Origin of the sequence: Thauera sp. WH-1 (assembly GCF_047806685.1) — a bacterium.
Classification (GTDB): Bacteria; Pseudomonadota; Gammaproteobacteria; order Burkholderiales; family Rhodocyclaceae; genus Thauera.
On record NZ_JBLQGP010000002.1, the window covers coordinates 326,426 to 350,600 of the forward strand.

Sequence of the window (24,175 nt, forward strand, 5' to 3'; positions counted from 1 at the left end):
GCGCGGATGTGAAGGGCGGCGAGATCCTCCACCCCGCCAGCGGTGCGCAGACATCAGACACCCTGCGCCATTGCGGAACGCAACGATAGCCGTGTGTCGTAGCCGGGATATGTTTGCGCAGCCCTTCTAGCAGGATGGGGGCGATATTGGCTTCCGGCGAGGGCGCAGTGGCGACTTCGTACATAGGCTAGTCCTTGGGTGCAGCGAATCAGGCGCGAGCGCCGTTCAGCTTCGCCTTTGTAACGAATTCCGCCACGAAGGCGAGCATCACCCCTCCCATCACGCCAAGCACCGCTGCCAGCGCCAGTACGAGTCGCTTCTTTGGCTTGAACGGCTTCTCCGGCGCGACGATCTCGCCGTCGATGTTGAACATCCGGAACGTCTTGGGGTCGGGGTTGATCTCTTGCAGAAGTCTGAGCTTGGCTTCGGTCTCACGCAGCCCGAAAAGGAACGGGTCGTCGCTTTCTCGCTCCTTGAGGACCTCGAGTTCCGCACTCAGCGACCTGGTTCCGCGTGCATAGAGCTGACTGCCATCCATGAAAGGGGAGAGCGCGTCGCCTGAAGGGGGGCGGGCCGAAGTGATCTGAGGGTCGCGAATGCCTACGCTCTGAGCAACCTGAAGGGCTTCCGAGAGTTGCACGACTCGGTCAGCTCTATTCTCCGCGGCGACGCGGCGTTGCTCTTCGAGTGAGCGTTGGGTGTTGCGTGTGGTCAGGTCGATCTCATTGCGCAGGTCGGCAATGAGCTTGTTCGCGGCGTCCTCCGCTACGAGGTCGAGAAAGGCCTGGGCGCCTTGCGCGGCAAGCTCGCTCGATCGAGCCTCGATACGCAGGCTGTAGAGGTCACGCCCCTTTGGATCTGGCTTCTTCACTGTGACGGTCTTCTCGGTCATGAATTCATACAGATCCTGTGTACTTGCGTTTTCGCGTACGTCCTCGGGCTGGGCGGGGAGTAACACCTCGTGGAAGAAGCGCTGCTTCGCCTCCGTCGAGAGTAGTCGCCGTGTGAAGTATCCGAACACTTGCTCGGGCGGGAGGGGGGCGAGACCGGTGCTTTCCGTCCTGCCGAGGTTGAGCGCAGCCAGGTCGCTGGGGAACGGTTTGTCGACATGCACCTCCACCTCGTAGCGCGCCGGGGCGAGCAGGATGTAGGCGATCCCGGCCAGCACGCAGGCGGTGAAGGTGAGCAAGATCCACATCTTGCGCCGTACCAGGATCTGCCACAGCTCGATCAGGCTGATCTCGTCATCGTCATAGGTCTGCTGGGCGGGCTGGCTGTTCTGGCTGTTCTGCATGGCTGGCTGGGGGCTTGAGGATCGCGCATTATCGCACTGCAGCGAAGATTTCATAACCGCTTGGAGGGTAAGCGCTTCTTGCGGGTGTTGGATCGAACGTTTGAACTCGCGGGCAAGGCATAGCCTCACGCTGAACCAGCCTGCTGATCTTCGCGCCGGCCGTTGCGATGTGATCGCTGGAGACGGCCACATCGATCCCCTGCGCTGGCTGGCGGCAGAGCGATAAGGTCGTCCATCCGGACTCAGGGCGACAGGATATGATCGTCGTTACCGAAATTTGGCTGCGCGGAGGTTTGGCGGGTGAACTATGCGGTGTTGGTGATCAACCTTCCCGACGCGGCGGAGCGGCGGGAGCGGATTCTGGCGCATCTCGAAGAGGTTGGGCTGACTCCAATCGAGATGATTGCCGCGGTCCGGGGCGCGAGCCTTTCTGCTGAGGACAGGGGTCGGCTCGCCGACGATCGGCGGTCACGCGAGCGCTACGGACGCACGTTGACGGCCGGCGAGCTCGGGTGCTCGTTGAGCCATGTCAGGGCATACGAAGCCTTGCTTGCGAGTGAGCGTTCGTTCGCGCTCGTGCTCGAGGATGATGCCGTGCTCTTGCCCGATGTCCGGGATCTGCTCGCGAGCGCCCATATGGCGGAGTGGATGAACGCCCCTAGCCCGCGCCTCGTCCTGATGACCCCGATCAGGTCCCTGCTCGTGCGCGGCAGGACGCCCTTCGGCGCGCACTATCGTCTGGCGCGGGTGAGGCGTGCCTGGGAGGGCTACGGCTACGTGATCAACCGCGCCGCAGCGGAGGTCATGCGCCGGGTGAACTCGCCGTGCTGGCTTTCGGCGGACGACTGGGTGGCCTATCGCAAGCTTGGCGGTGTCGATGTGCGAGGCCTCGATCCCTTCTGCATTGGCTACCTCGAGACCGCGCCCTCCCAGCTGGAGACGGATCGTCGCACGGTGGAAACCGATCGGAATCGTTCGCGCAATGTGCGGATGCGATTCGACAAGTGGTGCAGGCAGCTTGGCGACGCGCTTTACTACCGCCCCGTTTGGGGCCTGAAGCGGCAGAAGATGCCGGCAGGTTGGTCCAGGGCGCCCTATCGGCTCGAATCGGAGTGATCCTGGGTCAGACGGCTTTGTTGGCGAGCGCACGCAGGGGTGCCGCCAGGCTATGTGCTCGCAGCGCAGTAACGAGGATCACGAAAGCCATCGTGAGCCGGTTGTGGTTGAGCACGGTTTCGCTCAGCCCCTCGACCGCGATCAGGATAAGGATTACGGCGATCGCGCCACGAAACGGCGGGCTAGTGCCATGGATCGCGCCGAACAGCAGGCCGAGCAGGGTGGCCAGGCCGACGAGGCCGAACGCGGCGGCCTCGTTCAGGTAGAGGTTGTGCAGGTGATCGTATCGGGTGAGCACCGACGGCTTGTAGTGGTGTTCCTTGAGGAAGTCCAGGCTGAGCGCCTTACGTTTTTCGGTGTCCAGCCCGAGCCCGAACACGGGGCGCTCGGACACGATGAAGAGTGCGGTATGCCACATCTGGATGCGGTGCCCGATGGAGGTTTCCAGATTGCCCTGGCTGATGCGCTGGTACTCCGACAGGGTCTCTTGAGCCCGCTTCTGAACCGACGGTAGCTGCCAGGCGATCGTGCTCACCAGGGCGATAGACCCGATCGTTGCGGCAATGATGGTGCGGCGAGAAAGACCTCGGTTTTTCAGGACACCGTAGCCGATATAGGCCATGCATGCGGCGAGCGCAGGGTAGAGCCCGCGCGTGCCGGAGTAAAGCACGCCGATGACGCCCATCGCCGCGGCTGCGATCAGCACGACTCGCCACAACATGTGCTTGTAAATCGTTGCCGCGTAAAGGCACCCCATGCCCATGAAGCCAAGCAGGCTGCCATAGGCGATCGGGTGGTGACCGACCCCCGCGCGCTGGGCGCCATCGACGATCACTTCCTGCAGGCCCGCGACGCCGCCAATTGCGCAGCCTGCGACGAGCCCCGCCCACAGCGCCTCGATCTTGAATCCATAGCGGGCGAGATAGATGAAGATGGGGATTGCGCCCAGGAAGCGTGCCGGCGGGTCGGTCTGGGCGCTCAGGCCGCCGTCCACGATTCGTCGCGCGATCTGATAGAGGCAATAGATGGCGATGCCAAGCATCCACGGCGCGCCGCGCTTGAGGGTCGTTCGCAGGTGCCCCGCGCTCAGTGGCAGCGTGAGGATGCTGAGTACGAGGAGAGCGCTCGTGGCGTACGAGTTTTTCGGCCCGGTGACGAGGAAGGCGAAGAACCAGAAGATCAGCGCCGAATTGACGTAGCGCAGCCCACGCTCCATCGCGCTCATTCCGGTTGGCAGCACAGGCGTGAAGGTCATTTCTCGATGATGGACGAAGATGTGACGCGTTCCGGCGTACCGCTTGGGCCGTGAAGGCGGATCTGGCGGCGGACGCTCCAGCGTTGGCGGTAATACAGGAACCGCAAGGGGTGGGCTAGCAGCTTCTTCCAGAAGAAGCGTGGGTAGAGTGCGATCAGCTTCGCCTCGGACAGCCTTTTTCGGAAACGGCCCAGCATCCGGATCTCCTGCTTGGCGCGGTGCTTGCGGTATTTGAGCACCGGCCGGGGCAGGTGCACGCCACGCCAGCCGGCATGCCACAGTCGCACGAACAGTTCCCAGTCCTCGCGGGTATCGAAGCCACGGTCGAAGCCGCCGACCTGCTTGAAGACCTCGCTTCGGATCAGCGAGCAGGCGGGGATGTAGTTCTCCCGGCTCAGATAGTCGGGGTCGAAGGGGCGCGAGGCGAAGATCGAGTTTTTTTCGCCGAAGTATTGCAGCTGGCCGTAGGCGAATGCCATGTTCGGGCCAGCCTTGTCGAGCGCTTGATAAAGCCCTTCCAGCGCATCCGGAAGCAGCAGATCGTCTGCATCCAGGAACAGCACATACTCGCCGCTTGCGAACTGAGTGGCATTGTTGCGGGCGGCAGAGACGCCTTGGTTGCCCTGGCGGAGGACGATGACTGGGTAGCGCATCGCAAGCTCGACACTGTCGTCGTTCGAGCCGTCGTCGATGAAAATGATCTCGACGGGGGAGTAGGTCTGCGCGAGAGCCGATTCGATCGTTTCAGCGAGGTAGTGGCCGTAATTATAGTTGGCGATGACGACCGAGATCAGCGGCTTCATTATCGTGGGTGCGGTGCGGCGTCGGTGAGCAGCTCCTGGAGTCGTGCCCGAATGACATCGTTGGAAAAGTGCGCATCATACCGGGCTCGTGCTGCGCGCCCCAGCTTTGACAGTTCGCGGCGAGCTTCGTGCACCCGCCCCACCGCCGCACAAACACTCCCCGCATCCCCCGGCCGCGCCCAGAACAGCCCATGATCCTCGCTTGCCCTCAGCTCCGCTGGGAACGCCGGCGTCGCCGCCGTGATCACCGGCCGCCCGATCGCCAGCCCCTGATACACCTTGTTCGGAATCACCCGCAGCGCCTTGTCGCTGGTGCCGAAGATGCCGAGGATCGCGTCGGCGCTGGCGAGCCGGCCGGGGAGCTCGGCGAGCGGGCCCCAGCCCTCGAAGCTGACCTGGCTCGGGCCCTCACCGCGCGTAAGCGACGCAAGCAGCCGCTCGCACTCGGCTTTCATCGGCCCTTCGCCGATCAGGCGCCAGTGGGTGGGCGGGCCCTCGTATTGCAGGATGGCCTGGGTCAACACATCGACGCCCTGCAGGCCGATGAAGGTGCCGAAGAAGACGAGCTCCAGCGGTGCGTCGGGCGCCTTGTCGGGCCAGGGCTGCGGGGTGAACAGGGCTTCTTCCGCGCCCACCGGGATCACCCGGATGCGCTCGCGCGGCACGCCGTGGGTGGCGTGGAAGTAGTCGGCGTGGCCTTCGGTGTCGGCGATCAGCCAGTCGGGCAGATTGAACAGGCGCGCCTCCCAGGCGAGGAGCTTGCGCGCCTGGGCGCTGTCGGCGGCGAACTTGCGCTTCTCGTTGACCTGCTTGTCGTAGGCGCTGATCAGCGGGTCGAACACCAGCGGCAGCCGGTGGCGGCGGGCGTAGCGGGCGGCGACGGCGAGGTCGCGCTGGCGGAAGCAGGGCACCCAGACGAGGTCGGGGCGCGGGCCGCGGCGCAGGGCGTATTCGAGGTCGGCGGTGGCGGACAGCGCGGGTAGGAAGCGGCGCACCGTGCAGCCAAGCTCGCGCAGCACCGACTCGATGACGCGGTTGCGCGGGTAGTCGGGGCCGTAGTTGCCGTAGCGGCCCCAGATCAGCACGTCTTTCATGGTGTCGGGTGTTCTAGCAGCGGCAGCAGGGCGGCGGCGATCTCGGCCTGGACATCGGGTAGGCTGGGGTTCGCAGGCGGCAGCGCGGCGCTGGGGAGGCCGGCGATCGGGCAGCGGGCGAGCAGGCCGCGCTCGGCGTAGGCCTCGAGCGCGGCGCCGTCGTTGGCGTTGGGCGCGGCGGTGGCGGGCGAAACCGACAGCACCGGGCGGCCGGAGTAGATGCTCTCGGCGACCATCGTGAGGCTGTCCTCGGTGACCACTACCGCGCTCGCGGTGGCGAGGAAATCGCGCACCACCTTGCGCGGCGCCTGCTCCCACCAGACGGCGTCGGCGAGCAGCGCCGGCGGCAGGGCGCCGCGCAGGATGGCCTCCGCCGCGGCGCCGGTGCGGCGCGAGGTGGTCAGCAGGAGCTGGGCGCCTTCGCGCCGGGCGAGCCCGGCGAGGCCGTCGGCGAGGGCGTGCCAGTCGGCGTCGCGGAAGACGTAGCCGGCGCCGTCACCGCCGATCAGCACCGCGATCCGCGGCGTGCCGGTGGACGGGGCGGGCAGCGGGCGGGCGAGCTCGCCCGGCACCGGCGGCAAGGGCAGCACCAGGTTGCAGGCGACGCCGGCCAGGCGCACGACGGTGAACACGCAGTCGAAGGAGTCGGGGTCGTAGCCCTTTAGCGTGCCGCTATAGACGTTGGCCGCCCGGTGCTGGCGGGCGAGCAGGGCGTTGGCGAGCAGGGTGTTGGCGCCGGAGGAGACGATCAGGTCCGGGCGGCCGGGCGGCGGCGCGATGTCGTAGATGCGGGCGAGCCAGGCGCGCGTGGCGCGGATGCGCGGCAGGCATAGGCGGCCGAGCCGCTTCCAGAAGGGGCTGCGCACCTTGAGCGGGATCGTGTCGACCTCAAGATCGAGGCGCGTTGCCAGCGCGTCGACCACGCCGCGGCTCTGGCTCAGGTGGCCGGGTGCGCCGTCGCTCAGGATCCACACCTTGCGCTTCACTTGCGCCAGCCCCGCTTGCCGCCGCGCATGCGCATCACGAAGCCGAGCATGGTGTCCTTGCCGCTGATTTTTATCCGCTTGAGCTCGAGCGGGTCGGGGCGCGGGCTGCGCGGGTCGATGCCGTCGACCGTGGTCACCGCGGTCTCGTAGCCGCATTCGCGCGCGAGCGCCACGTCCGCCGCGCCGTAGATGCCGAAAGGGTAGGCAAAGCTCTTTACCGTTACGCCGAAGCCTTCCTCCAGCGCTCTGCGCGACTCGATCAGCTCGCGGCGCTTCTCGGCCAGCGGGGTGGTCTTCATGTTGATGTGGGTCAGCGTGTGGGAGCCGATCTCGATGCGGCCGCTGGCGATGAGGCGGCGGACTTCGTCGTCGCTGAGCTTGGGCTCGCGGGCGAGCTCGCCCGAGTCGTGGTGGGCCTTCTTGGCGGTGGACCAGTCGCGGTCGTGACGGTCGACCACCATGTAGATCGTCGCCTTGGCGTCGTACTTCTCCAGCAGCGGCAGCGCGGCGTGCAGGTTGTCGGCGTAGCCGTCGTCGAAGGTGATCGCCACGCTCTTTTGCGGCAGGTCGTCCCAGAGCGCCCACAGCTCGCTGAGGGTGAAGAACTGCCAGCCGTGCCGCTTCAGCCAGGCGAGCTGGGCGTCGAAGCGTTCCGGCGGCACGCGCAGGCCGTTGAAGCGCGCGCCTTTCCGGTGCGGACTGACCATGTGGTACATCAGCACGCGTGGGTGGCGGTAATCCACCGGACGCCGCCACCAGGCGTAGCGGTGAGAAAACCACAGCGCAGCCACCGCCAAGGCGAGGACCAGCCAGGTCATGATGCGAGCGCCTTGTAGATGTCGATCGTCCGCCTCTGCATTTCGTCGAGCAGGAAGCGCGTGTTCGGTTTCACCGCCGGCGCCTTGTCCTGCAGGATCTCGACGACGCGCGCGCCGGCCGCGGTGGCATCGCCCTTGTCCACCGCCCCGAACGGAAACAGCTCGGCGAGAATCTCCGCCACCCCCCCATGCGCATACCCCACCACCGGCCGCCCCATCGCCAGCGGCTCGAGCACCGTGCGCCCGAACGACTCCGGCGTGCTCGACAGACTCAGCACGCAGTCCGAAATTGCATAGATCTCGCGCACGTCGCTGCGATGCCCGGTGAACACGATGCGCTCGCCCAGGCCTTCCGCCTGCACCCGCTCGCGGATCTCCTTGGCGTAGCCGGGCCGCTTCGGGTCCTCGCCGCCGACGATCAGCCCGACCACGTCCAGCCCTTCGGCGATCAGTTTGGCGACGATGGTGATGAAGTCGTGGTGCCCCTTGAGCCTTGTGAGCCGTCCCGGCAGCGTCAGGATCTTGCGTCCGCCGAGCTGGGGGAATTCGGCGTGAAAGCGTGCCAGCCAGTCCTCCGACGGCCGGTAGTCGCGCGGGAACTCCGCCGGATCTATGCCGCGCGGGATCACGGTGATGCGCTCGTCCGTCAGGTGCGGCCAGCGCGCGGGCGGGTAGTGGCTGCGGATGTAGTCGCGCACCGTGTCGCTGACCGCGATCACGCGTTCGCCGGCACACATGATGGCGCTGTAGCGGCTTACCGAGTGCATCCCATGCACGGTGGTGACGAAGCGCGGGCGGGCGTTGGCCGGCATGCCGCGCCAGGCCAGCCAGGCGACCCACGCCGGCAGGCGCGAGCGGGCGTGCACGATGTCGAAGCGCTCGGCTGCGAACAGCCGGCGCAGCGTGCGGTACTGCAGGAAGGTGGCTGGCGACTTGCGCCCGAGGTCGAGCGCGATGTGGCGCGAGCCTTCGCGCTGCAGTTGCTCGACCAGCCGCCCGCCCTTGGACAGCACCACCGATTGATGCCCGGCCGCGACCAGCGCCCGCGCGATCTCGAGCGTGCCGCGCTCGACGCCGCCGCTGTCGAGCGCGGGGAGCAGCTGCAGGACCTTGAGGGGCTTCATCTCTGCTTCAGCCCTCGAAAAGGTCCGCATGGGTGCCGGCCCGGACGAAGATGATCTGCTTGTCGTCGGCGGTGTAGATGAGCAGGAAGTCGCCGCCTAGGTGACATTCGCGGTGATCGGCCCAGTCGCCCTTGAGCGGATGGTCGAGCCATACCGGGCCGAGCGCGGCGTCGTTGGCGATGAGCAGGAGCATGGCTTCCTTGAGCCGCTTCATGTCAAAGCGGCCGGCGCGGCCGAGCCGTTGCCAGTCCTTGTGGAACGCCTTGCTGAAGTCCGCCGCGCGTGGCAGCGGTGCCCGCTTGATCTTAGCGGGTCTTTTCGAGGTCATCGAACAGCGCGTCGGCCGATACGAAAGGTACCTGGCGCGCCTTCATCATGACGCGTGCTTCTTCCATGGCAGCGCGGGTTTCGGCATTGGGAACCTTGAGCTCGAGCGGAAAGGCCTGGTCGTTGACGACGCGCTTGAGGAAGATGCGCACCGCGTCTGACATGGACAGCCCCATCGCTGCCAGCGCCTCGGTGGCTTGGGTCTTGGTTTCGTCGTCGACGCGGATGTGCAGCATTGAACTCTGTGCCATGGCTTCCTCGTGTGCAGCGCGCGAATTATGTATCGCATATGAGATGCGATCAAGCCGCGGGGTTCCGTGGCGTCAGTATTCCGGCTTGGGCAGCCTGGCGACGAGCGCATCCCAGGCGATCGATACGCCGGGCAGCACGCCGATGGGGGTTTCGTCCTTCAGCTCGTAGATCTCCGGGCGACCGTACTGGCCGTTGTCGAGCAGATAGACGGTGAGCGTGCGGTCGCCCGGGTGCACCAGCCAGTATTCGCGCACGCCGGCGCGCTCGTAGGTGCGGCGCTTGGCGATCTGGTCGTGGGCGGCCGTGCTGGGGGACAGCACCTCGAGCAGCCAGTCGGGCGCACCACGCACGCCGCGGCGGTCGATCCTGGCCGGGTCGCACACGACCAGCACGTCGGGCTGGACGACGGTGTCGATGGCGGCGTCGGCCTCGTCCTTGCGCGGCAGGCGTACGTCGACCGGGGCGATATAGGGGCGGCAGGGCTGGCCGTCGAGCTGGTTGGCCAGTTGGCAAAACACGTCGCCGGCGACTTCCTGGTGTTCGATCAGCGGTGTCGGCGCCATCCGGAAGGCTTCGCCGTCGATCAGCTCGTAGCGGGCGTCGTCCGGCCAGGTCAGGTAGTCGGCGTAGGTGTAGTGCTTTTCCTTGCGCAATTCGACACCCATCATGGTGCTCCGGTGCGTTGATGTCCTGCCCTTATTCTAGGCGATCGCCCGGGCGGGGTGCTTGCCCGGGCCTTGCTGCGCAAGCCGCTGCTGCACCTACATCGGCCAGCGCGAAAGCACGGCCTCGGCCACCCGGTCGGCTTCGGCCAGGCGCGCTGGCGCCGCGCGCAGATGGCCTTCCCGCTGCCAGTCCGCAAACGCCGTGACGAAGCCCTCGCGCTGCAGCGCCGCCACGCCCGCGGTGATGCGCGTCTCCCCCTGTCGCGGCACCGCAAGCAGGCCGGTTGCAGCGCCGGCGGTGAGGCTCTCGTACACCATCGAGACGCTGTCCTCCGTGACCCAGGCCTGCGCGCTCCTCGCCACCTGGGCCATCGCCCAGCCCGGCGCGGTGTCGGCCACCGGGCGCACGTCGACCCCGCGCTCGCGCAGGGCGAGGAGGGCGGATTCGGCCTCGGCTGGCGTACGGCGCGAGGTGGTCAGCGTCCATCGCATGCCAGGGCTGGCGGCGAGGATGGCGTCGAGTTGCGCGAGCAGTCCGGCGGTGTCCCAGCCGTGGTGCTTCGACGGCCCGCCGATCAGGAACAGGCCTCGGTCCGCCTCGCGCGCGGCGCTGGGCCGCGCGGTGTTGAGCACGCCGCGGGTGGCGATGACGTTGGCGCGGGCGGGGGGGCGGTCGTGCTCGGGAATCACGCACAGGTCGAAGCAGGCCAGCGGCAGGCTGGGCCGCATCAGGGCGATCAGCCTGCCGCCCCGAGCGCGCCGCGCGGCGAGGCCGGCGAGGTGGGTGCGATGACCGGCGACGAGGATCAGGTCCGGGTCGGGCAGTCCGGCGCCAGGCGGAAAACGGCCGCTGATGAATTGCCACAACGCGCTGCGCCCGGTCGGCGCGTCGATCCAGTGCGCCTCGACCGCCGTACGCGCCGCCAGCGCCTGCGCCAGCCCCTGCAACTGGCTGCGGTGGCCGGGCTTGTTGTCGGTGATGAGCCAGAGGGTGAGCATGGTGGGCTTTTCCTACCTCAGCGATTGAACCACTTCAATACCACCCCCCAGCTTTCGACATCGATCCGCGTCACCTGCCCGCAGCCGAAGTCGAGCCCGATCCAGCGTTCGACCGGCATAGCCAGCAAGTGCCCCGCGATCGCGCGCAAGGGACCACCGTGGGCTACCACGACCACCGCCTCTGGAAATGGGGGACAGACCCCAATTTCCGCGGAAATCGGGGTCTGTCCCCCATTTCCCGTTGCCTCCTCAAGCCATGCCAGCACCCGTGCTGCCATCTCGCGCGGCGACTCGCCGCCCGGCGCGCGAAAGCCGAGCGGGTCGGCGGCCCAGTCGTCGATCGCGGAGCCGATGTCGGTGAAGCTGCGGCCTTCCCAGTCGCCGAAGTGGATCTCCTTCAGCCGGTCGTCCAGGCGCGGTGTGCCGAGCGCTTCGGCGAGCAGGCGCGCACGGGCGAGCGGGCTGGCGTGCAGGGCGAATGAGTCGGGCAGCAGCGGGCGCAGGCGATCGGCGGCCGCGGCAGGGCAGTCGGCGAGGCCGATATCGGTCTGGCCGTAGCAGATGCCGGGCTCAACGGCGGGGCGGGGGTGGCGGATGAGGTGCAGCTGCATGGCGGTGCGGGAGGCGGGGGAGTAGAAAGCGGGGAGTGAGGATGCCGGAGGCCTCGTCCTGCGTCAGGCCCAGTTCTCCAGCCGCAAGCCCGCGACGCGCTCGAACTCGGACGTGTTGTTGGTGACCAGGATGAGTCCTCGCGAGCGTGCGTGGGCGGCGATCATCATGTCGTAGGGGCCGATGGGGCGGCCTGCGCGGTAGAGCTCAGCGCGGATCTGGCCGAAGTGGTGGGCGGCGGCGGCATCGAAATCCAGCGACTCGACGCGGGCGACAAAGCCCTCGACGACGGCCAGGTTCGCCTCCGGCTGTGCAGAGCGTTCGGCGCCGAAGACGAGCTCGCCCAGGCTGACGCTGGAGATGGCCATCTGGCCGTCGTGCTGGCGAAAGCGTTCGCGCACCTGGGCCGGCTTGTTCTTGATGGTGTAGATGACGATGTTGGTGTCGAGCAGGTACTTGAGCATGCTCACCAGGCCTCGCGCACCTGGTCCGCAGGCTGGTCGCGGTTGCTCATGAAGTCGGCACTGACGTCGGGGCCGTCGAACCAGGCGTCCCAGCTTGCTTCGGCGGGTGTGATGATGCGGGTGTTGCCGATCGCCGTGATCGTGACCTTCTTGACCGATTCGGGCAGCTCGAGCGCCTTGGGCAGGCGCACGGCCTGGGTCTTGTTGCTGCGAAAGACGGTGGTTTGCGAGGAGCTCGTCATGGCCTCACCTTGTTCTGCGTGGATATGGGTGGAGTATATCCCTGATGCTCAGAGGCTGACAGCGACGATGCCGACGTAGCACGCCAGCTCCGTCACCTGCTGCACCGCACCCAGCAGGTCGCCGGTGTGGCCGCCCAGGCGGCGCAGGAACAGGCGGGCCAGCCACACGGTGAGCAGCGCTGCCAGGCTCAGCGCGGCGAGCGCCGGCAGCGGCGCGAGCAGCACGAACGCGGGCAGCAGGCCGCAGGCGGCGCCGATGAGGAGGTCCCCGCGGCCCAGCTGGCCGACGACGGCCGCTGCCTTGCTGCTGTCGTCGCTGCGCGCGTAGGGCAGGGCGTGCAGCACCGCGGTGGCGGCCAGGCGCGACAGCGCGTGGGCGACGAACAGGGCGGTCGCGGCGGTGGCGGGGCTGGCCGTGGCCAGATCGATCAGCGCCGCGGCCTTGGCGAGCAGCATCAGCACCAGGCCGATGGCGCCGTAGCTGCCGATGTGCGAGTCCTTCATGATCGCCAGGATCTGGGCCTTGTCCCAGCCGCCGCCGAGGCCGTCGCAGCTGTCGGCGAAGCCGTCCTCGTGGAAGGCGCCGGTGAGGCGGATCGTCACCGCCATCGACAGGATCACCGCCAGGCTCGCGGACAGGAACTGGGCGAACAGCAACAGGCTCGCCGCGCCGGCGCCGCCCACCACCCAGCCCACCAGCGGCAGCCAGCGCGCGGCGCGGGCGAGGCGCTCGGGCGCCCACGCCACCCAGCCGGGCATCGGGATGCGGGTGAAGTAGCCGAGGGCGATGAAGAAGAGTTCGAGCTGCGCGCGCATCGGGCCTCAGCCCTGGTCGCTGACGCCGGCCGATTCGAAGCTCGCCATCTCGTTGAGGAAGTTGACCGCCGCCTGCACCAGCGGGAACGCGAGCGCCGCGCCAGTGCCCTCGCCCAGGCGCAGATCCAGCTCCATCAGGGCCTGCACCTGCAGGAAGTCGAGCTGCACGCGGTGGCCGGGCTCCTGCGATCGATGTGCGAACACGCAGTAGGGGAGGATCCGCGGGTCGATGGCGTGGGCGACGAGCAGGGCCGCGGTGACGATGAAGCCGTCGACCAGCACCAGCATGCGCTTTTCTGCCGCGCCGAGCATGGCGCCGGCCATCATCGCGATCTCGAAGCCGCCGTATTCGGCCAGCACGGCCAGCGGGTCGCTGGGCCGGCCGCCGCGCGCCAGGGCCTGGGCGAGCAGACTGCGCTTGTGGAACAGGCCGGCGTCGTCCAGGCCGGTACCGCGGCCGGTGACGGTGTACAGCTCGGCATCGTGCTCGGCGCCGACCAGGCAATGCGTGATCAGCGAGGCCGAGGCGGTGTTGCCGATGCCCATCTCGCCGAAGCCGACGCAGTTGCAACCGTTGCCGGCGAGCGCTTGGGCGATGCCGCGGCCGCGCTCCAGCGCCAGGTCGCGCTGCGCCGGACTCATCGCCGGGCAATCGAGGTAGTTCTGCGTACCGGGGCCGATCTTGGCGTCGATCAGGCCCGGGCGTGCGCCAAAGTCGTGATTGACGCCCGCATCCACCACGCTCAGCCCCAGCCCCATCTGGCGGCTGAAGACGTTGATGGCCGCGCCGCCGGCGAGAAAGTTCTCCACCATCTGCCAGGTGACGTCCTGCAGGTAGGCCGATACGCCGGCACGCGCGGCGCCGTGGTCGCCGGCGAAGACCACGATGTGCGGCTGGCGGATCTCGGGTTCCAGGCGCTGCTGCACCAGGCCGATCTGGCGCGCCAGCGCCTCCAGCCGGCCGAGCGCGCCGAGCGGCTTGGTCTTGCGGTCGATCTTGTGTTGCAGTGCAGCGGCGAGCAGGCTGTCGGGCGCGGTGATGGCAAAGGGTGTCATGCGGGTGGTGGGGTCTCAGGGTGCGGCGGTCTGGGTTTGTTGCGCGGCATCCGGCAGGTCGCGATACAACTCGGCCAGCGCGAGTTCGAAGCCGAAAGCAGGCAGGGTGAGGCTGGCGCTGTCCCCGCTCGCTTCGCTGAGGATCCAGTACCCGTCCTCGCCGCGGGTGTAGCACTCGACATGAGGGCGGTCCTGCGACAGCAAGAGCACGGTCTTCAGGCCGGGAAAGCGGCGGTAGGCGGCAAACTTGTCGCCGCGGTCGTAGGCCTCGGTCGAGGGTGACAGCACCTCGGCGATCAGCGCAGGGTCTTCCTTGACCTGGCGGCGGGCACTGTCGGCCTCCGAGCAGGTGACGAAGACGTCGGGGTAGAACAGGTCGTCCGACTCGGCCAGACGCAGGCGGACGTCGGACATGAAGACCTTGCAGCGCGAACCCGCGAAGGCCGTACGGAGTGCAAACGTCGTGTTGAGGCTGATGGCGTTGTGCACATCAGACCCGCCAGCCATCATGGAGGCCTCGCCGTTGAAGAACTCCCAGCGCTCGGGCTGTTCGGCCTCCCAGGCGAGGAAGTCATTCAGCGTCATCTTGTGCCTTTCTGCAGGCAGGCCCATCGCAGTCCCCTGAAACGTCTTGTCGTTCCGCAGTTTAGCCCTGCTTCAGCACCAGCGGCAGGCCGGCGGCGACGAACACCACGCGCGAGCACAGCGCCGCCACCACTTGGTTGAGGCGGCCGGCCTCGTCGCGGAACAGGCGTCCGAGTGGCGTCTCCGGCACCAGTCCGAGGCCGACCTCGTTGGCGACCAGGATGATGTGGCCCCGAAGCGTGGGCAGGGTGGCGAGCAGCGCGTCGCGCTCGCGGCGGAACAGCGGCAGTTCCTCCGCTCCGGCTCCTGGCGGCAGATGGTCGGCGTCGACCAGCAGGTTGCTCACCCACAGGCTCAGGCAGTCGACCACCACGCAGCGCCCCGGGGCGGCCTCGCGGCGCAGCGTGTCGGCGAGCGCGACCGGCGCCTCGACGGTGCGCCAGGCCGCCGGGCGGTCGGCCTGGTGGCGGCGGATGCGGGCCGCCATCTCTTCGTCGAGCGCCTCGGCGGTGGCGATCACCGTCACCGCCAGGCCGGATTCTTCAGCCCGGCGCTCGGCCTCGCGGCTCTTGCCGGAGCGGGCGCCGCCGAGGATCAGTTCGCATGTCATTGTTCTGGCAGGTCCTTGCATCCGAGGAATCTGTATTTTATTGCAGTGCACGATACGCGGCCGTACGGTATCATCCGCCCCCACTGCCCTGGAAGGGGCAGCGCGTTATCGGTGCCCGCGGGCGTTTCTCGCCCAGGGTTAAACGGGAAACAGGTGCGCGGCCCCTCGCAAACGAGGCCGCAATGCCTGTGCTGCCCCCGCAACGGTAAGTGCGCGCAAGGTGTGTCATGCAGCCACTGGGAATGCTCTCCCGGGAAGGCGATCCACCCGTCCGGCCCCGCCGGCACAGCGCACGAGCCCGGAGACCGGCCGGAACGCGAATTGGCGGATGTGCCGCGGGGTGGCGGCGACGGGCGTGGTGGCTTCTTCCTACTCTCTTCGGTTCTACCTGGCTCGCGGTGCGTCCATGTGAAGTTGCCATGGTGTGCGGGGACGCACGGCATGGCGAAGGGAGTACGAACAATGAAGATCCGTCTTGTCGCTGCGGCGCTTTCCGTGCCCGCAGCGCTCTCGTTTTCCGCCCCGACGGCGTTCGCACAGGAGCGCACTGCCGCGCCCGTGGTCGTTTCCGCTACCCGCATCGACATGCAGGACCAAGATGCGCCCTATGCGTCCGAAGTGCATACCCGCGAGGCCATCGAGCGCTCGGGTGCGAACTCGCTCTACGACTATCTGGCGCTGCAAACCTCGCTCCAGGTAACGCCGAGTTATGGCAACCGTTATACGCCGCAAATCAGCATGCGTGGCTACGGCAGCGCGAACGGGCATCAGAACGTTGTCGTTTCGGTCGATGGCCGCAGGCTCAACAACATCGACATGGTGCCGCAACTAATTGGATCGATTGCTCTTGCAGACATCGATCGCATCGAGATCACGAAGGGTAGCGGCGCCGTGCTGTACGGCGATGGAGCTACGGCCGGGACCATTCAGATCTACACCAAGCCACGCGAAGGTGTGCGCCTGGACGCCTATGCAGGGAATTACGGTACGCGTGGTGGCGTGGCTACGGCGGGTATCGTGCGCGATCGGTTCGACTTTTCCGCGACCTTGGACCACGGCAAATTCGGTGGTTTCAGCGACAAGGATCCGTCCGGGCATCGTGACCAGTCGGAGGCCAATACCTGGCGAGTGGCTACAGGTGTGAAGCCGACTGACGGGCTGCGCCTCGACTTCGAGGCGGGCGCATCCAGAATTGACACGCGGTATCCGAGTTCGCTGTCGTTGGCTCAGTTTCGCGCTGATCCGGCAGTGAACAACGGTGGCAACTACACCCGCCAGAGGTTCGATGCTGAGCACTGGAGTCTCGGTGCAGACTATGTGCTGAGTCCCGAGTGGCGGGTCACCGCTCGCCATCAGGACGAGGAGAAGAGTTCCGCGTACGTGCCGTCTCCGGAATCCGAGTACAGGTACCTCGCTGACGAGCTTGCGCTGCAGTTTCAGCGGGGTGGCCTAGCAGTGAACACGGGTGTGCAGCGCTTCGATGGCGAGCGTGTCGATCCGGACGGGGTGACCACGAAGGAGAACTTGGGCTGGTTTCTGCATGGGCAATATGTTCTCGACCGACTCACCCTGTCGGCCGGTGTCCGTCGGGAACACGTTGAGTACGGCTACAAGCCTGTCTTGGGTGCGGCACTAGGGGAGGAGGAGCGTCTGACCTCATGGGAGGCCGGTGCGAACTATCGCGTCGACCCTGCTCTATCGGTATTTGCTAGCTATAGCGACGCCTTCCTGGCGCCGGATATCGACCGCTTTTTCAAGAGCATATACGGCCCGCCTCCCCTGTATCAGTTTGTCGGCAAGAGCTTTAACGGTTTCATCGAGCCTGCGAAGACCCGTACGCTGACCCTCGGGCTTAACCACTTCACTGAGCGCAACCGGTTGAAGGCCGCGCTCTTCTACGCCCGTCTGAAGAATGAGATCTATCTTGAGCCTACGTCCTACAACAACACCAATATCGACAAGTCGCACAAATATGGTTTCGAGGTGCAGAACAGCTTCCAGGTGACGCCGACCGCGGCCGTACTGCTGAACTACGCTTGGACGCTGGCGAGAATCGACCGTGAAGCCGATGGAGGTGGCGCCTACGATGGTAAGGATCTGCCGGGGGTGTCGCGGCACAGCCTGGTTGCGGGTCTCAACTTCCGCGTGGCCGAAAACGGCAGTCTGAACGTCTCGCATGTATGGCGGAGCAAAGCGTACGCCGATGGTGACTTCGACAACAGGAACGCGGAAAAGCAGCGCGCTTACCAATCCACCGATCTCGCGTATCGACACCAACTGACTAAGGGCGTGGAACTCTACGGCGCGGTGAGCAACCTCTTCGATCGCGAAAACGGGTTGTTCCTGGAAAGTTGGAGTGGTGATCGCGTCTACCCTATCGACTTCGAACGCACCTGGCGCGTAGGCGCGCGGCTCACTTTCTGATGGGCTGGCTGCGCGCAAGACAAAGAGGGTAGAGGCTTGCCTGATCGGCAACGACTAGTCCTGGTGCTGGCCGTCCTTCTCTCCGCGGCCGTTGGCGCCATCCTGCTCGCCGTGAGCGCAGGCAGTTTGGTGGTGCCTTTCTTGGATGTGCTGCGCGCGCTCGGCGGTAAGGGGGATGTGGACGCCGCTGCCATCATCCTCGAACTCCGCCTCCCCCGCGCCATCGCCACCTTCGCCTGCGGCGGCCTGCTCGCCACCGCCGGCGCGCTGATGCAGGTGCTGCTGCGCAACCCGCTCGCCGACCCCTACATCCTCGGCATCTCGGGTGGCGCGGCGGTCGGCGCGCTGGGGGCGATCACGCTCGGGGCGGCGGCGTTCTGGGTCGATGCCTTTGCCTTTGCCGGTGCGCTCACCGCGATGCTGGTGGTGTTCGGCCTCGCCCACGGCGACGGCAGCTGGACGCAGACGCGGCTGCTGCTCACCGGCATCATCGTCGCCGCCGGCTGTGGCGCGGCGGTGTCGATGATGCTGGCGCTGGCGCCGGACACGCGGGTGATGTCGATGCTGTTCTGGATGATGGGCGATGCCAGCGTGGCGGCGCGGCCGTGGCCGGCGGTGGGGGTGCTGGTGCTGGCGCTGCTGGCGGTGATGCCCGTCGCGCGCGACCTCAACGTGCTGGCGCGCGGCGAACTCAGCGCGCGCGCGCTGGGCGTGCGCGTGGAGCGGCTGCGCATGGGCCTATATGTGCTCGCCTCGCTGCTGACCGCGAGCGCGGTGACGCTGATCGGCTCGGTCGGCTTCGTCGGCCTGATCGTGCCCCACCTGGTGCGCCTGATCCTGGGCAACGACCAGCGCGTGCTGATCCCCGCCGCGGCGCTGGTTGGCGGCACGCTGCTGACCCTGGCCGATACCGCGGCGCGCACGGTGCTTGCACCGCAGCAGCTGCCGGTGGGCGTGCTCACCGCGCTGATCGGCGTGCCGGTCTTCCTGTTCCTGTTGTCGCGGAGGCCGCGCTGAAGGGCGCGCCGGAGTTGTGATGACCGCCGCCCGCCGCCTGCCCGTCGACGATGCCCCGCTGCTCGAGGCCGAGCGCCTCGCGCTCAAGGTGGGCGAGCGCTGGCTGTGCTGCGAGTTCAGCCTCAGCCTGGCGGCCGGCGAGTGCCTGGTCCTGCTCGGCCCCAATGGCGCCGGCAAGACCACGCTGCTGCACACGCTGGCCGGCCTGCGCGAACCCACGGTGGGCCAGGTGCGGCTCGGTGGCCTGCCCTACGCGGCCTGGCCGGCGCTGGAGACGGCGCGCTTTCGCGGCCTGCTCGCCCAGCAGCAGCCCGACCCCTTCGCCGCTGGCGTGCTCGAGACGGTGCTGGTCGGCCGCCATCCGCATCTCGGGCGCTGGGGCTGGGAAGGGGCGGCGGACGTGGCGATCGCGCGCCAGGCGCTGGAGGCCGTGGGGCTCGCCGGGTTCGAGCAGCGCGACGTGCAGACCCTGTCCGGCGGCGAGCGCCAGCGGGTGGCGATCGCGACCCTGCTGACGCAGGCGCCGCGGCTGTTCCTGCTCGACGAGCCGCTCAATCACCTCGACCTGCACCACCAGATCGCCGCCCTCGAGCTGTTCCAGCGCCTGGTGCGCGAGGACGGCGCCAGCCGCGGCAGCGTGCTGGTGCTGCACGACATCAACCTCGCCGCGCGCTACGCTGACCACATCATCCTGCTCGACGGCCGCGGCGGCGTGATTGCCGGCGACCGCGATACCGTGCTGCGCGCCGACCTGCTCGGCCAGGCCTTCGGCCACCCGCTGCGCCGCTTCGAGCATGACGGGCGGGTGGTGTTCGTGCCGGATTGATGCGGCGGCCGCGGGATCCGGGAGCCGAGATTATCGGCGATTCCGATTTCTTGCATTTATCGGGAAAATCGATATCCTGGGTATATCGGGATCAGCGATACAAGACCATGCCCAGACTTTACTCGCCGGAACAGGCCGCCGCTTTGTTCGTCGGGCGCCGCAAGGCGCTCGGCCTGTCGCAGGCCGAGGTCGCGGCGCGGCTTGGCATCAGCCAGAACCGGCTCTCCGAGCTGGAGACGCGCCCCGAGCGCCTCACCTTGGACCGCCTGCTCGCGCTCGCTGGCGTGCTCGGGCTGGAGCTGACGCTTGGCGACCGAAAAGCCGTCGAGGCGGAGCGCGAATGGTAACCGCGGGGCGCCGCGCGCAGGCACGCGCGCTCGATGTCTGGATCAATGGGCAGCGGGTCGGCCAGTGGCAGGTGACGGCGCAGGGCGAGGACCGATTCCGCTACGCGCCGAGCTGGATCGAGTCGCCCGAGGCGCGCCCTCTGTCGCTCTCCCTGCCGATGCCGCTCGATGCGGCCGCAGCGCCGCTGCGCGGTGCGCGGGTGCGCAATTACTTCGACAACCTGCTGCCCGACAGCGAGCAGATCCGCGCGCGGCTGCAGGCCCGTTTTCGCACGTCGGGAAAGGGCGCCTTCGAGCTGCTGGGGGCGATCGGGCGTGATTGCGTGGGCGCGGTCCAGTTGCTGCCCGAGGGCCAGGGGCCGGAAGACGTATTCAGGATCGACGTGGTGCCGCTTGATGAGGCCGATGTCGAGCGCCTGCTGCGCGCGGCCGTCGCGCCGGCACACGCCTTCGGCGAGACGACGACGTTGGACGATTTCCGCATCTCGATCGCTGGCGCGCAGGAGAAGACCGCGCTCACCCTTCACGAAGGGCGCTGGTGTCGACCGCTCGGGGCGACGCCGACCACGCACATCTTCAAGTTGCCGCTCGGCCTGGTGGGCAACCGGCAAGCGGACATGCGCACCTCGGTCGAGAACGAATGGCTGTGTGCCCGGCTGCTGGCCGCGTTCGGGCTGCCGGTGGCGAGCTGCCAGATCGAGCAGTTCTGTGCCCAGAAGGTGCTTGTGGTCGAGCGTTTCGACCGCCGCCTGGCCAGCACTGGCGACTATTGGCTGCGCCTGCCGCAGGAAGATTTCTGCCAGGCCACCGGAACGCCGCCCGCGCTCAAGTACGAGGCCGATGGCGGCCCGGGCTTGCTCGACCTTGCGCGCATCCTGCAGGGCTCCGAGCGCCGCGACGGCGATCTGCGCACGGTGCTGAAAGCACAGTTGCTGTTCTGGATGCTGGCCGCCACCGATGGGCATGCGAAGAATTTCTCGATCTTTCTGCTTGCAGGCGGGCGCTACCGGCTCGCGCCCTTGTATGACGTGCTGTCGGCGTGGCCGATTGCGGGGGTGGGGGGGAACCGGCTCGATCCGGCGCGTTTGCGTCTGGCCATGGCGCTGCGCGGACGCAATGCCCATTACCGCCTGCGTGACATCCAGCGCAGGCACTTCAATGCGATGGCGTACAAGTGCGGCCTCGGGAGCGACATGGAGGAGCTCATCGAGGAGGTGCTCGAGCAGACCGAAGGGGTGCTCGAAAGGCTTGGCGGCGAGCTGCCGCGGGGATTTCCCGAAGAGGTTTTCACCACGATTGCCGCGGGCATGCGTGCCAGCGCGACTCGGCTACACAACGAAACCAGAAGCACAGGATCGACATGACCCAGGACACCGACCGCGACACCCGCCACGCTGAGCGCATGGCGCGCAAGAAGGACCTCATCGACGACAGGATCGCCGCGGCGCAGGCCGAGCGCGGCGTGCTGCTGGTCAACACCGGCAATGGCAAGGGCAAGTCCAGCGCCGGCTTCGGCCTGGTGGCGCGCGCGCTGGGCCACGGCATGAAGGTGGGCGTGGTGCAGTTCATCAAGGGCCGCTCCGACACCGGCGAGGAGGCCTTCTTCCGCGCCCAGCCCGGCGTCATCTGGCATGTGATGGGCGAGGGCTTCACCTGGGAGACGCAGGATCGCGCGCGCGACGTCGCCACCGCGCAAGCCGCCTGGGCGCTGGCACGCAGCCTGCTTCAGGATCCGGGCATCGGCCTGGTGGTGCTCGACGAGCTCAACATCGCGCTCAAGTACCGCTATCTTGAAGTCGACACCGTCGTCGCCGACCTGCTGGCGCGACCGACGATGCAGCACGTGGTGGTCACCGGCCGTGGCGCGCCGTCCGCGCTGGTCGAGGCCGCCGACACCGTCACCGACATGACGCCGGTCAAGCATGCCTTCGCCGCGGGGGTGAAGGCGATGGCCGGCATGGAGTGGTAAGCATGAGCATCCCCGACCTCGCGGTGCATCGCCCTGGTCCGCTGCCGGGCAGTGTCTATCTGGTGGGCGCCGGCCCCGGCGACCCCGAGCTGTTCACCCTGCGCGGCGCGCGCCTGGTGGCGGGGGCGGATGTCGTCGTGTACGACAACCTGGTCGCGCCGGCCATCCTCGATCTCGCGCCGCCACAGGCCGAGCGCATCTACGTCGGCAAGAAGGCCGCCGACCATTCGCGGCCGCAGGACGAGATCAACCAGTTGCTGCTAGAGCTGGCGCGGCAGAACAAGCGTGTGGTGCGTCTGAAGGGCGGCGATCCCTTCATCTTCGGCCGCGGCGGCGAGGAGATGGAGGTGCTGGTCGACGCCGGCATCCACGTCGAGGTGATTCCCGGCGTGACGGCGGCAGCGGGCGTGTCCGCCTACGCCGGGATCCCGCTCACCCACCGCGAGCATGCGCAGTCGGTGGTGTTCGCTACCGGCTTCCTGAAGGCGGGCAAGGTCGACCTCGATTGGCCGATGCTGGCGCGCCCGCAGCAGACGGTGGTGATCTACATGGGCATCTCGCGCCTGGCCGACATCTGCGCCCAGTTCATCGCCCACGGCCTGGCGCCGACCACCCCCGCCGGCGTCATCGAGCGCGGCACCACCCACGCCCAGCGCGTGGTGGTGGCCGACCTGGCCACCCTGCCGCAGCGCGTGCTGGAAGAGGGCGTGCGTCCGCCTTCGCTGACCGTCATCGGCAGCGTGGTCGGGCTGTACCCGAAGCTGGCCTGGTTCGAGCCGCAGGACCAGCCGCAGGCCTCGCCGCTGCCGCATGCCGGCTGTGCCGTGGTGCATGGCGCGGGCGACCGGCGCTAGGCGTCAGGCTCACTGGCGCAGCACCTGCGCGGCGGTGTGCGCGATCGCCTGCGCCAGCCGCGCCATCACCGGCGACTGCACCAGCCAGTGGTGCCAGTACAGCACCACGTCCTCGCGCTCGGGCGCGAGATCGACGAGCTCGCCGCGGGCCAGGTGTTCGCGCGCCTGGATCTCCGGGATGAAGCCGTAACCCAGGCCGGCGACGGCGAAGGCCATGAAGCCCTCGGACGAGGGTACGACGTGGCGCGGATACTGGCCGGCATCCAGCCCGAAGTGGCGCCGCAGAAAGACGTCGTGCATGTCGTCGTGGCGACCGAAGACGATGGCCGGCGCGCGGGCGAGCGCGCTGCGCGTGAGCCCGTGCGGGAACCAGCGCGCGCGAAAGGCGGGCGCGCCCGCGCACAGGTAGGGCATCACGCCGAGGCGCTCGACCGCGCAGCCACGGATCGGATCGGGTCGGGTGGAGACGCAACCCAGCACCTCGCCGTCGGCCAGCAGGGCGTGGGTGTGGTCCTGGTCGTCGACCACGCAGTCGAGCACCAGGCCCTCCTCGCGCACGACTTCGGCCACTGCAGCCAGGAGCCAGGTGGCGAGGGTGTCGGCATTGACGCCGATCGCCAGGCGCAGCGGGCCGTCCTGCCTGCCCGGCGACAGCGCGCGCCGCGCCTCGGCCTCCATCAGGCGCAGCTGGCTCAGGTAGGGCAGCAGGCGGCGGCCGGCGGGGGTCGGGCGCACAGGTTTGCTGCGCACCAGCAGCACCTGGCCGAGTTCGGCCTCGAGCAGCTTCACGCGCTGCGACACGGCCGACTGGGTCAGCGCCAGACGGCGCGCGGCGCGCTCGAAGCTGCCCTCCTGCAGCACGGCCTCGAAGGCGAGCAGGCGGTGATCGATCATTAGTAATTTTGAAGAGAATTGAATTAAATCGATTCTACTTAATGAAAGGCGCCCAGGCGCCTACAGTCCGCGCCTCACGGTCAAATCAAACAACAACGGGGCGGGACATGGGCAACGGTATGGGCAACGTCTTCTTCAACGGTTTCGCGCTGACGCTCGGCCTGATCATGGCCATCGGCGCGCAGAACGCGCACGTGCTGCGCCAGGGCCTGCGGGGCGAGCATGTGCTGCTCACGGTGAGCGTGTCGGCGCTGTGCGACATGGCGCTGATCCTGGTCGGCATCGCCGGGCTGGGCGCCTTGTTCGCCGCCAACCCCGACCTGATGGCGGTGGCGCGCTATGGCGGCGCGGCCTTCCTGCTGTGGTACGGCGCCCGCTCGCTGCGCGCGGCCCTGCGCGGCGGTATCCGCGCGGAGCTTGGCGCGCGCACGCAGCTGTCGCGCGGCCAGGCCCTGCTCGCCGCCGCCGGCTTCAGCCTGCTCAATCCGCACGCCTACCTCGACACCGTCGTGCTGCTCGGCTCGATCGGCAGCCAGCAGGCCGAGGACCTGCGCCCGCTGTTCGCCGCCGGCGCGATCACCGCCTCGGTCGTGTGGTTCGTGCTGCTCGGCTACGGCGCCCGCCTGCTCGTGCCGCTGTTCTCGCGGCCGGCGGCCTGGCGCGTGCTCGATGCGCTGGTGGCGCTGATGCTGTGGGGGATCGCCGCCTCGCTGCTGCTGGCGTGAACGG

Annotated in this window: 28 protein-coding genes and 1 riboswitch; of the genes, 9 read left to right on the plus strand and 19 right to left on the minus strand. The window is 67.9% G+C overall.

Annotated elements, in window-relative coordinates:
- Positions 1 to 208: 208 nt before the first annotated feature.
- A complete protein-coding gene (locus ACMV5O_RS03835; RefSeq protein ID WP_416162237.1) occupies positions 209 to 1,294 on the minus strand; it encodes an LPS O-antigen chain length determinant protein WzzB in 1,086 nt (361 codons plus the stop codon).
- A gap of 300 nt (positions 1,295 to 1,594) precedes the next feature.
- On the opposite strand from ACMV5O_RS03835, the gene ACMV5O_RS03840 reads away from it, so the two are divergent.
- The gene (locus tag ACMV5O_RS03840) at positions 1,595 to 2,410 is read left to right on the plus strand and encodes a glycosyltransferase family 25 protein (RefSeq protein WP_416162238.1); all 816 of its coding nucleotides are present in this window, start codon (positions 1,595 to 1,597) and stop codon (positions 2,408 to 2,410) included.
- A 7-nt stretch (positions 2,411 to 2,417) separates the two neighbouring features.
- Here ACMV5O_RS03840 and ACMV5O_RS03845 read toward each other — a convergent pair whose 3' ends face one another.
- The 17 genes from ACMV5O_RS03845 to cobU form a co-directional block, all read right to left on the minus strand.
- Positions 2,418 to 3,665, minus strand: a complete 1,248-nt coding sequence (locus ACMV5O_RS03845; protein ID WP_416162239.1) for an O-antigen ligase family protein — start codon at positions 3,663 to 3,665, stop codon at positions 2,418 to 2,420.
- A complete protein-coding gene (locus ACMV5O_RS03850) occupies positions 3,662 to 4,468 on the minus strand; it encodes a glycosyltransferase family 2 protein (RefSeq protein WP_416162240.1) in 807 nt (268 codons plus the stop codon). The genes ACMV5O_RS03845 and ACMV5O_RS03850 overlap by 4 nt, the downstream gene beginning before the upstream one ends.
- Positions 4,468 to 5,562 carry a glycosyltransferase gene (locus tag ACMV5O_RS03855; RefSeq protein ID WP_416162241.1) on the minus strand — a complete coding sequence of 365 codons (1,095 nt, stop codon included), beginning with the start codon at positions 5,560 to 5,562 and terminating at the stop codon, positions 4,468 to 4,470. The genes ACMV5O_RS03850 and ACMV5O_RS03855 overlap by 1 nt, the downstream gene beginning before the upstream one ends.
- Positions 5,559 to 6,548 carry an ELM1/GtrOC1 family putative glycosyltransferase gene (locus tag ACMV5O_RS03860; RefSeq protein WP_416162242.1) on the minus strand — a complete coding sequence of 330 codons (990 nt, stop codon included), beginning with the start codon at positions 6,546 to 6,548 and terminating at the stop codon, positions 5,559 to 5,561. The genes ACMV5O_RS03855 and ACMV5O_RS03860 overlap by 4 nt, the downstream gene beginning before the upstream one ends.
- Complete coding sequence (locus tag ACMV5O_RS03865; protein ID WP_416162243.1) at positions 6,545 to 7,366, minus strand: polysaccharide deacetylase family protein; 822 nt, start codon at positions 7,364 to 7,366, stop codon at positions 6,545 to 6,547. The genes ACMV5O_RS03860 and ACMV5O_RS03865 overlap by 4 nt, the downstream gene beginning before the upstream one ends.
- Positions 7,363 to 8,490, minus strand: coding sequence for a glycosyltransferase family 4 protein (locus ACMV5O_RS03870; RefSeq protein WP_416162244.1), 1,128 nt, complete (start codon positions 8,488 to 8,490; stop codon positions 7,363 to 7,365). The genes ACMV5O_RS03865 and ACMV5O_RS03870 overlap by 4 nt, the downstream gene beginning before the upstream one ends.
- Positions 8,491 to 8,497: 7 nt before the next feature.
- Positions 8,498 to 8,818, minus strand: coding sequence for a type II toxin-antitoxin system YafQ family toxin (locus ACMV5O_RS03875; protein WP_416162245.1), 321 nt, complete (start codon positions 8,816 to 8,818; stop codon positions 8,498 to 8,500).
- On the minus strand, positions 8,796 to 9,068 hold the full coding sequence (locus ACMV5O_RS03880) for a type II toxin-antitoxin system RelB/DinJ family antitoxin (protein WP_416162246.1): 273 nt from the start codon (positions 9,066 to 9,068) through the stop codon (positions 8,796 to 8,798). Before ACMV5O_RS03880 ends, ACMV5O_RS03875 begins: the two co-directional genes overlap by 23 nt.
- A 72-nt stretch (positions 9,069 to 9,140) precedes the next feature.
- On the minus strand, positions 9,141 to 9,734 hold the full coding sequence (locus ACMV5O_RS03885) for a Uma2 family endonuclease (RefSeq protein WP_416162247.1): 594 nt from the start codon (positions 9,732 to 9,734) through the stop codon (positions 9,141 to 9,143).
- 96 nt (positions 9,735 to 9,830) lie between these two features.
- Positions 9,831 to 10,733, minus strand: coding sequence for a mitochondrial fission ELM1 family protein (locus tag ACMV5O_RS03890; protein ID WP_416162248.1), 903 nt, complete (start codon positions 10,731 to 10,733; stop codon positions 9,831 to 9,833).
- A 17-nt stretch (positions 10,734 to 10,750) separates the two neighbouring features.
- Positions 10,751 to 11,344 carry an alpha-ribazole phosphatase family protein gene (cobC, locus tag ACMV5O_RS03895; RefSeq protein WP_416162249.1) on the minus strand — a complete coding sequence of 198 codons (594 nt, stop codon included), beginning with the start codon at positions 11,342 to 11,344 and terminating at the stop codon, positions 10,751 to 10,753.
- 63 nt (positions 11,345 to 11,407) lie between these two features.
- The gene (gene vapC / locus ACMV5O_RS03900; protein WP_324538992.1) at positions 11,408 to 11,806 is read right to left on the minus strand and encodes a type II toxin-antitoxin system tRNA(fMet)-specific endonuclease VapC; all 399 of its coding nucleotides are present in this window, start codon (positions 11,804 to 11,806) and stop codon (positions 11,408 to 11,410) included.
- Between the two features lie 2 nt (positions 11,807 to 11,808).
- A complete protein-coding gene (vapB, locus tag ACMV5O_RS03905; RefSeq protein ID WP_324538977.1) occupies positions 11,809 to 12,048 on the minus strand; it encodes a type II toxin-antitoxin system VapB family antitoxin in 240 nt (79 codons plus the stop codon).
- Between the two features lie 48 nt (positions 12,049 to 12,096).
- Positions 12,097 to 12,864 carry an adenosylcobinamide-GDP ribazoletransferase gene (locus ACMV5O_RS03910; RefSeq protein WP_416162250.1) on the minus strand — a complete coding sequence of 256 codons (768 nt, stop codon included), beginning with the start codon at positions 12,862 to 12,864 and terminating at the stop codon, positions 12,097 to 12,099.
- A 6-nt stretch (positions 12,865 to 12,870) separates the two neighbouring features.
- Positions 12,871 to 13,920, minus strand: coding sequence for a nicotinate-nucleotide--dimethylbenzimidazole phosphoribosyltransferase (cobT, locus tag ACMV5O_RS03915; RefSeq protein WP_416162251.1), 1,050 nt, complete (start codon positions 13,918 to 13,920; stop codon positions 12,871 to 12,873).
- A 15-nt stretch (positions 13,921 to 13,935) separates the two neighbouring features.
- The gene (locus ACMV5O_RS03920; RefSeq protein WP_416162252.1) at positions 13,936 to 14,505 is read right to left on the minus strand and encodes a Uma2 family endonuclease; all 570 of its coding nucleotides are present in this window, start codon (positions 14,503 to 14,505) and stop codon (positions 13,936 to 13,938) included.
- A 61-nt stretch (positions 14,506 to 14,566) separates the two neighbouring features.
- Positions 14,567 to 15,115, minus strand: coding sequence for a bifunctional adenosylcobinamide kinase/adenosylcobinamide-phosphate guanylyltransferase (gene cobU, locus ACMV5O_RS03925; protein WP_416162253.1), 549 nt, complete (start codon positions 15,113 to 15,115; stop codon positions 14,567 to 14,569).
- Positions 15,116 to 15,207: 92 nt separating this feature from the next.
- Positions 15,208 to 15,444: riboswitch (cobalamin riboswitch) on the plus strand.
- Between the two features lie 133 nt (positions 15,445 to 15,577).
- On the opposite strand from cobU, the gene ACMV5O_RS03930 reads away from it, so the two are divergent.
- From ACMV5O_RS03930 to cobA, 7 genes are all read left to right on the plus strand, one after another.
- Positions 15,578 to 17,539: a TonB-dependent receptor gene (locus ACMV5O_RS03930; protein WP_416162254.1), complete on the plus strand. Its 1,962-nt coding sequence runs from the start codon at positions 15,578 to 15,580 to the stop codon at positions 17,537 to 17,539.
- 63 nt (positions 17,540 to 17,602) lie between these two features.
- Positions 17,603 to 18,556: a FecCD family ABC transporter permease gene (locus tag ACMV5O_RS03935; RefSeq protein ID WP_416162255.1), complete on the plus strand. Its 954-nt coding sequence runs from the start codon at positions 17,603 to 17,605 to the stop codon at positions 18,554 to 18,556.
- Between the two features lie 19 nt (positions 18,557 to 18,575).
- Positions 18,576 to 19,382 (plus strand): ABC transporter ATP-binding protein, encoded by an 807-nt coding sequence (locus ACMV5O_RS03940; protein ID WP_416162256.1) that lies wholly within the window; start codon positions 18,576 to 18,578, stop codon positions 19,380 to 19,382.
- Positions 19,383 to 19,489: 107 nt separating this feature from the next.
- On the plus strand, positions 19,490 to 19,729 hold the full coding sequence (locus ACMV5O_RS03945; protein WP_416162257.1) for a helix-turn-helix domain-containing protein: 240 nt from the start codon (positions 19,490 to 19,492) through the stop codon (positions 19,727 to 19,729).
- Positions 19,723 to 21,093 (plus strand): type II toxin-antitoxin system HipA family toxin, encoded by a 1,371-nt coding sequence (locus ACMV5O_RS03950; RefSeq protein WP_416162258.1) that lies wholly within the window; start codon positions 19,723 to 19,725, stop codon positions 21,091 to 21,093. Before ACMV5O_RS03945 ends, ACMV5O_RS03950 begins: the two co-directional genes overlap by 7 nt.
- Positions 21,090 to 21,698 (plus strand): cob(I)yrinic acid a,c-diamide adenosyltransferase, encoded by a 609-nt coding sequence (cobO, locus tag ACMV5O_RS03955; RefSeq protein ID WP_416162259.1) that lies wholly within the window; start codon positions 21,090 to 21,092, stop codon positions 21,696 to 21,698. The genes ACMV5O_RS03950 and cobO overlap by 4 nt, the downstream gene beginning before the upstream one ends.
- A 2-nt stretch (positions 21,699 to 21,700) precedes the next feature.
- Positions 21,701 to 22,552 (plus strand): uroporphyrinogen-III C-methyltransferase, encoded by an 852-nt coding sequence (gene cobA / locus ACMV5O_RS03960; RefSeq protein ID WP_416162260.1) that lies wholly within the window; start codon positions 21,701 to 21,703, stop codon positions 22,550 to 22,552.
- 9 nt (positions 22,553 to 22,561) lie between these two features.
- On the opposite strand, the gene ACMV5O_RS03965 is transcribed toward cobA, so the two are convergent.
- Positions 22,562 to 23,446, minus strand: a complete 885-nt coding sequence (locus ACMV5O_RS03965) for a LysR family transcriptional regulator ArgP (protein WP_416162261.1) — start codon at positions 23,444 to 23,446, stop codon at positions 22,562 to 22,564.
- A 119-nt stretch (positions 23,447 to 23,565) separates the two neighbouring features.
- Between ACMV5O_RS03965 and ACMV5O_RS03970 the strand changes: the two genes are divergently transcribed.
- Positions 23,566 to 24,171 (plus strand): LysE/ArgO family amino acid transporter, encoded by a 606-nt coding sequence (locus tag ACMV5O_RS03970; protein ID WP_416162336.1) that lies wholly within the window; start codon positions 23,566 to 23,568, stop codon positions 24,169 to 24,171.
- The last annotated feature ends 4 nt before the right edge of the window (positions 24,172 to 24,175 follow it).

Excerpts from the sequence above, each read along its gene's own strand:
- ACMV5O_RS03835 (WP_416162237.1), bottom strand. The coding sequence starts at position 1,294 with ATGCAGAACAGCCAGAACAGCCAGCCCGCCCAGCAGACCTATGACGAT.
- ACMV5O_RS03845 (WP_416162239.1), bottom strand. The coding sequence starts at position 3,665 with ATGACCTTCACGCCTGTGCTGCCAACCGGAATGAGCGCGATGGAGCGT.
- ACMV5O_RS03850 (WP_416162240.1), bottom strand. The coding sequence starts at position 4,468 with ATGAAGCCGCTGATCTCGGTCGTCATCGCCAACTATAATTACGGCCAC.
- ACMV5O_RS03855 (WP_416162241.1), bottom strand. The coding sequence starts at position 5,562 with ATGAAAGACGTGCTGATCTGGGGCCGCTACGGCAACTACGGCCCCGAC.
- ACMV5O_RS03865 (WP_416162243.1), bottom strand. The coding sequence starts at position 7,366 with ATGACCTGGCTGGTCCTCGCCTTGGCGGTGGCTGCGCTGTGGTTTTCT.
- ACMV5O_RS03870 (WP_416162244.1), bottom strand. The coding sequence starts at position 8,490 with ATGAAGCCCCTCAAGGTCCTGCAGCTGCTCCCCGCGCTCGACAGCGGC.
- ACMV5O_RS03875 (WP_416162245.1), bottom strand. The coding sequence starts at position 8,818 with ATGACCTCGAAAAGACCCGCTAAGATCAAGCGGGCACCGCTGCCACGC.
- ACMV5O_RS03880 (WP_416162246.1), bottom strand. The coding sequence starts at position 9,068 with ATGGCACAGAGTTCAATGCTGCACATCCGCGTCGACGACGAAACCAAG.
- ACMV5O_RS03885 (WP_416162247.1), bottom strand. The coding sequence starts at position 9,734 with ATGGGTGTCGAATTGCGCAAGGAAAAGCACTACACCTACGCCGACTAC.
- ACMV5O_RS03890 (WP_416162248.1), bottom strand. The coding sequence starts at position 10,733 with ATGCTCACCCTCTGGCTCATCACCGACAACAAGCCCGGCCACCGCAGC.
- cobC (WP_416162249.1), bottom strand. The coding sequence starts at position 11,344 with ATGCAGCTGCACCTCATCCGCCACCCCCGCCCCGCCGTTGAGCCCGGC.
- vapC (WP_324538992.1), bottom strand. The coding sequence starts at position 11,806 with ATGCTCAAGTACCTGCTCGACACCAACATCGTCATCTACACCATCAAG.
- vapB (WP_324538977.1), bottom strand. The coding sequence starts at position 12,048 with ATGACGAGCTCCTCGCAAACCACCGTCTTTCGCAGCAACAAGACCCAG.
- ACMV5O_RS03910 (WP_416162250.1), bottom strand. The coding sequence starts at position 12,864 with ATGCGCGCGCAGCTCGAACTCTTCTTCATCGCCCTCGGCTACTTCACC.
- cobT (WP_416162251.1), bottom strand. The coding sequence starts at position 13,920 with ATGACACCCTTTGCCATCACCGCGCCCGACAGCCTGCTCGCCGCTGCA.
- ACMV5O_RS03920 (WP_416162252.1), bottom strand. The coding sequence starts at position 14,505 with ATGACGCTGAATGACTTCCTCGCCTGGGAGGCCGAACAGCCCGAGCGC.
- cobU (WP_416162253.1), bottom strand. The coding sequence starts at position 15,115 with ATGACATGCGAACTGATCCTCGGCGGCGCCCGCTCCGGCAAGAGCCGC.
- ACMV5O_RS03930 (WP_416162254.1), top strand. The coding sequence starts at position 15,578 with ATGAAGATCCGTCTTGTCGCTGCGGCGCTTTCCGTGCCCGCAGCGCTC.
- ACMV5O_RS03940 (WP_416162256.1), top strand. The coding sequence starts at position 18,576 with ATGACCGCCGCCCGCCGCCTGCCCGTCGACGATGCCCCGCTGCTCGAG.
- ACMV5O_RS03945 (WP_416162257.1), top strand. The coding sequence starts at position 19,490 with ATGCCCAGACTTTACTCGCCGGAACAGGCCGCCGCTTTGTTCGTCGGG.
- ACMV5O_RS03950 (WP_416162258.1), top strand. The coding sequence starts at position 19,723 with ATGGTAACCGCGGGGCGCCGCGCGCAGGCACGCGCGCTCGATGTCTGG.
- cobO (WP_416162259.1), top strand. The coding sequence starts at position 21,090 with ATGACCCAGGACACCGACCGCGACACCCGCCACGCTGAGCGCATGGCG.
- cobA (WP_416162260.1), top strand. The coding sequence starts at position 21,701 with ATGAGCATCCCCGACCTCGCGGTGCATCGCCCTGGTCCGCTGCCGGGC.
- ACMV5O_RS03965 (WP_416162261.1), bottom strand. The coding sequence starts at position 23,446 with ATGATCGATCACCGCCTGCTCGCCTTCGAGGCCGTGCTGCAGGAGGGC.
- ACMV5O_RS03970 (WP_416162336.1), top strand. The coding sequence starts at position 23,566 with ATGGGCAACGTCTTCTTCAACGGTTTCGCGCTGACGCTCGGCCTGATC.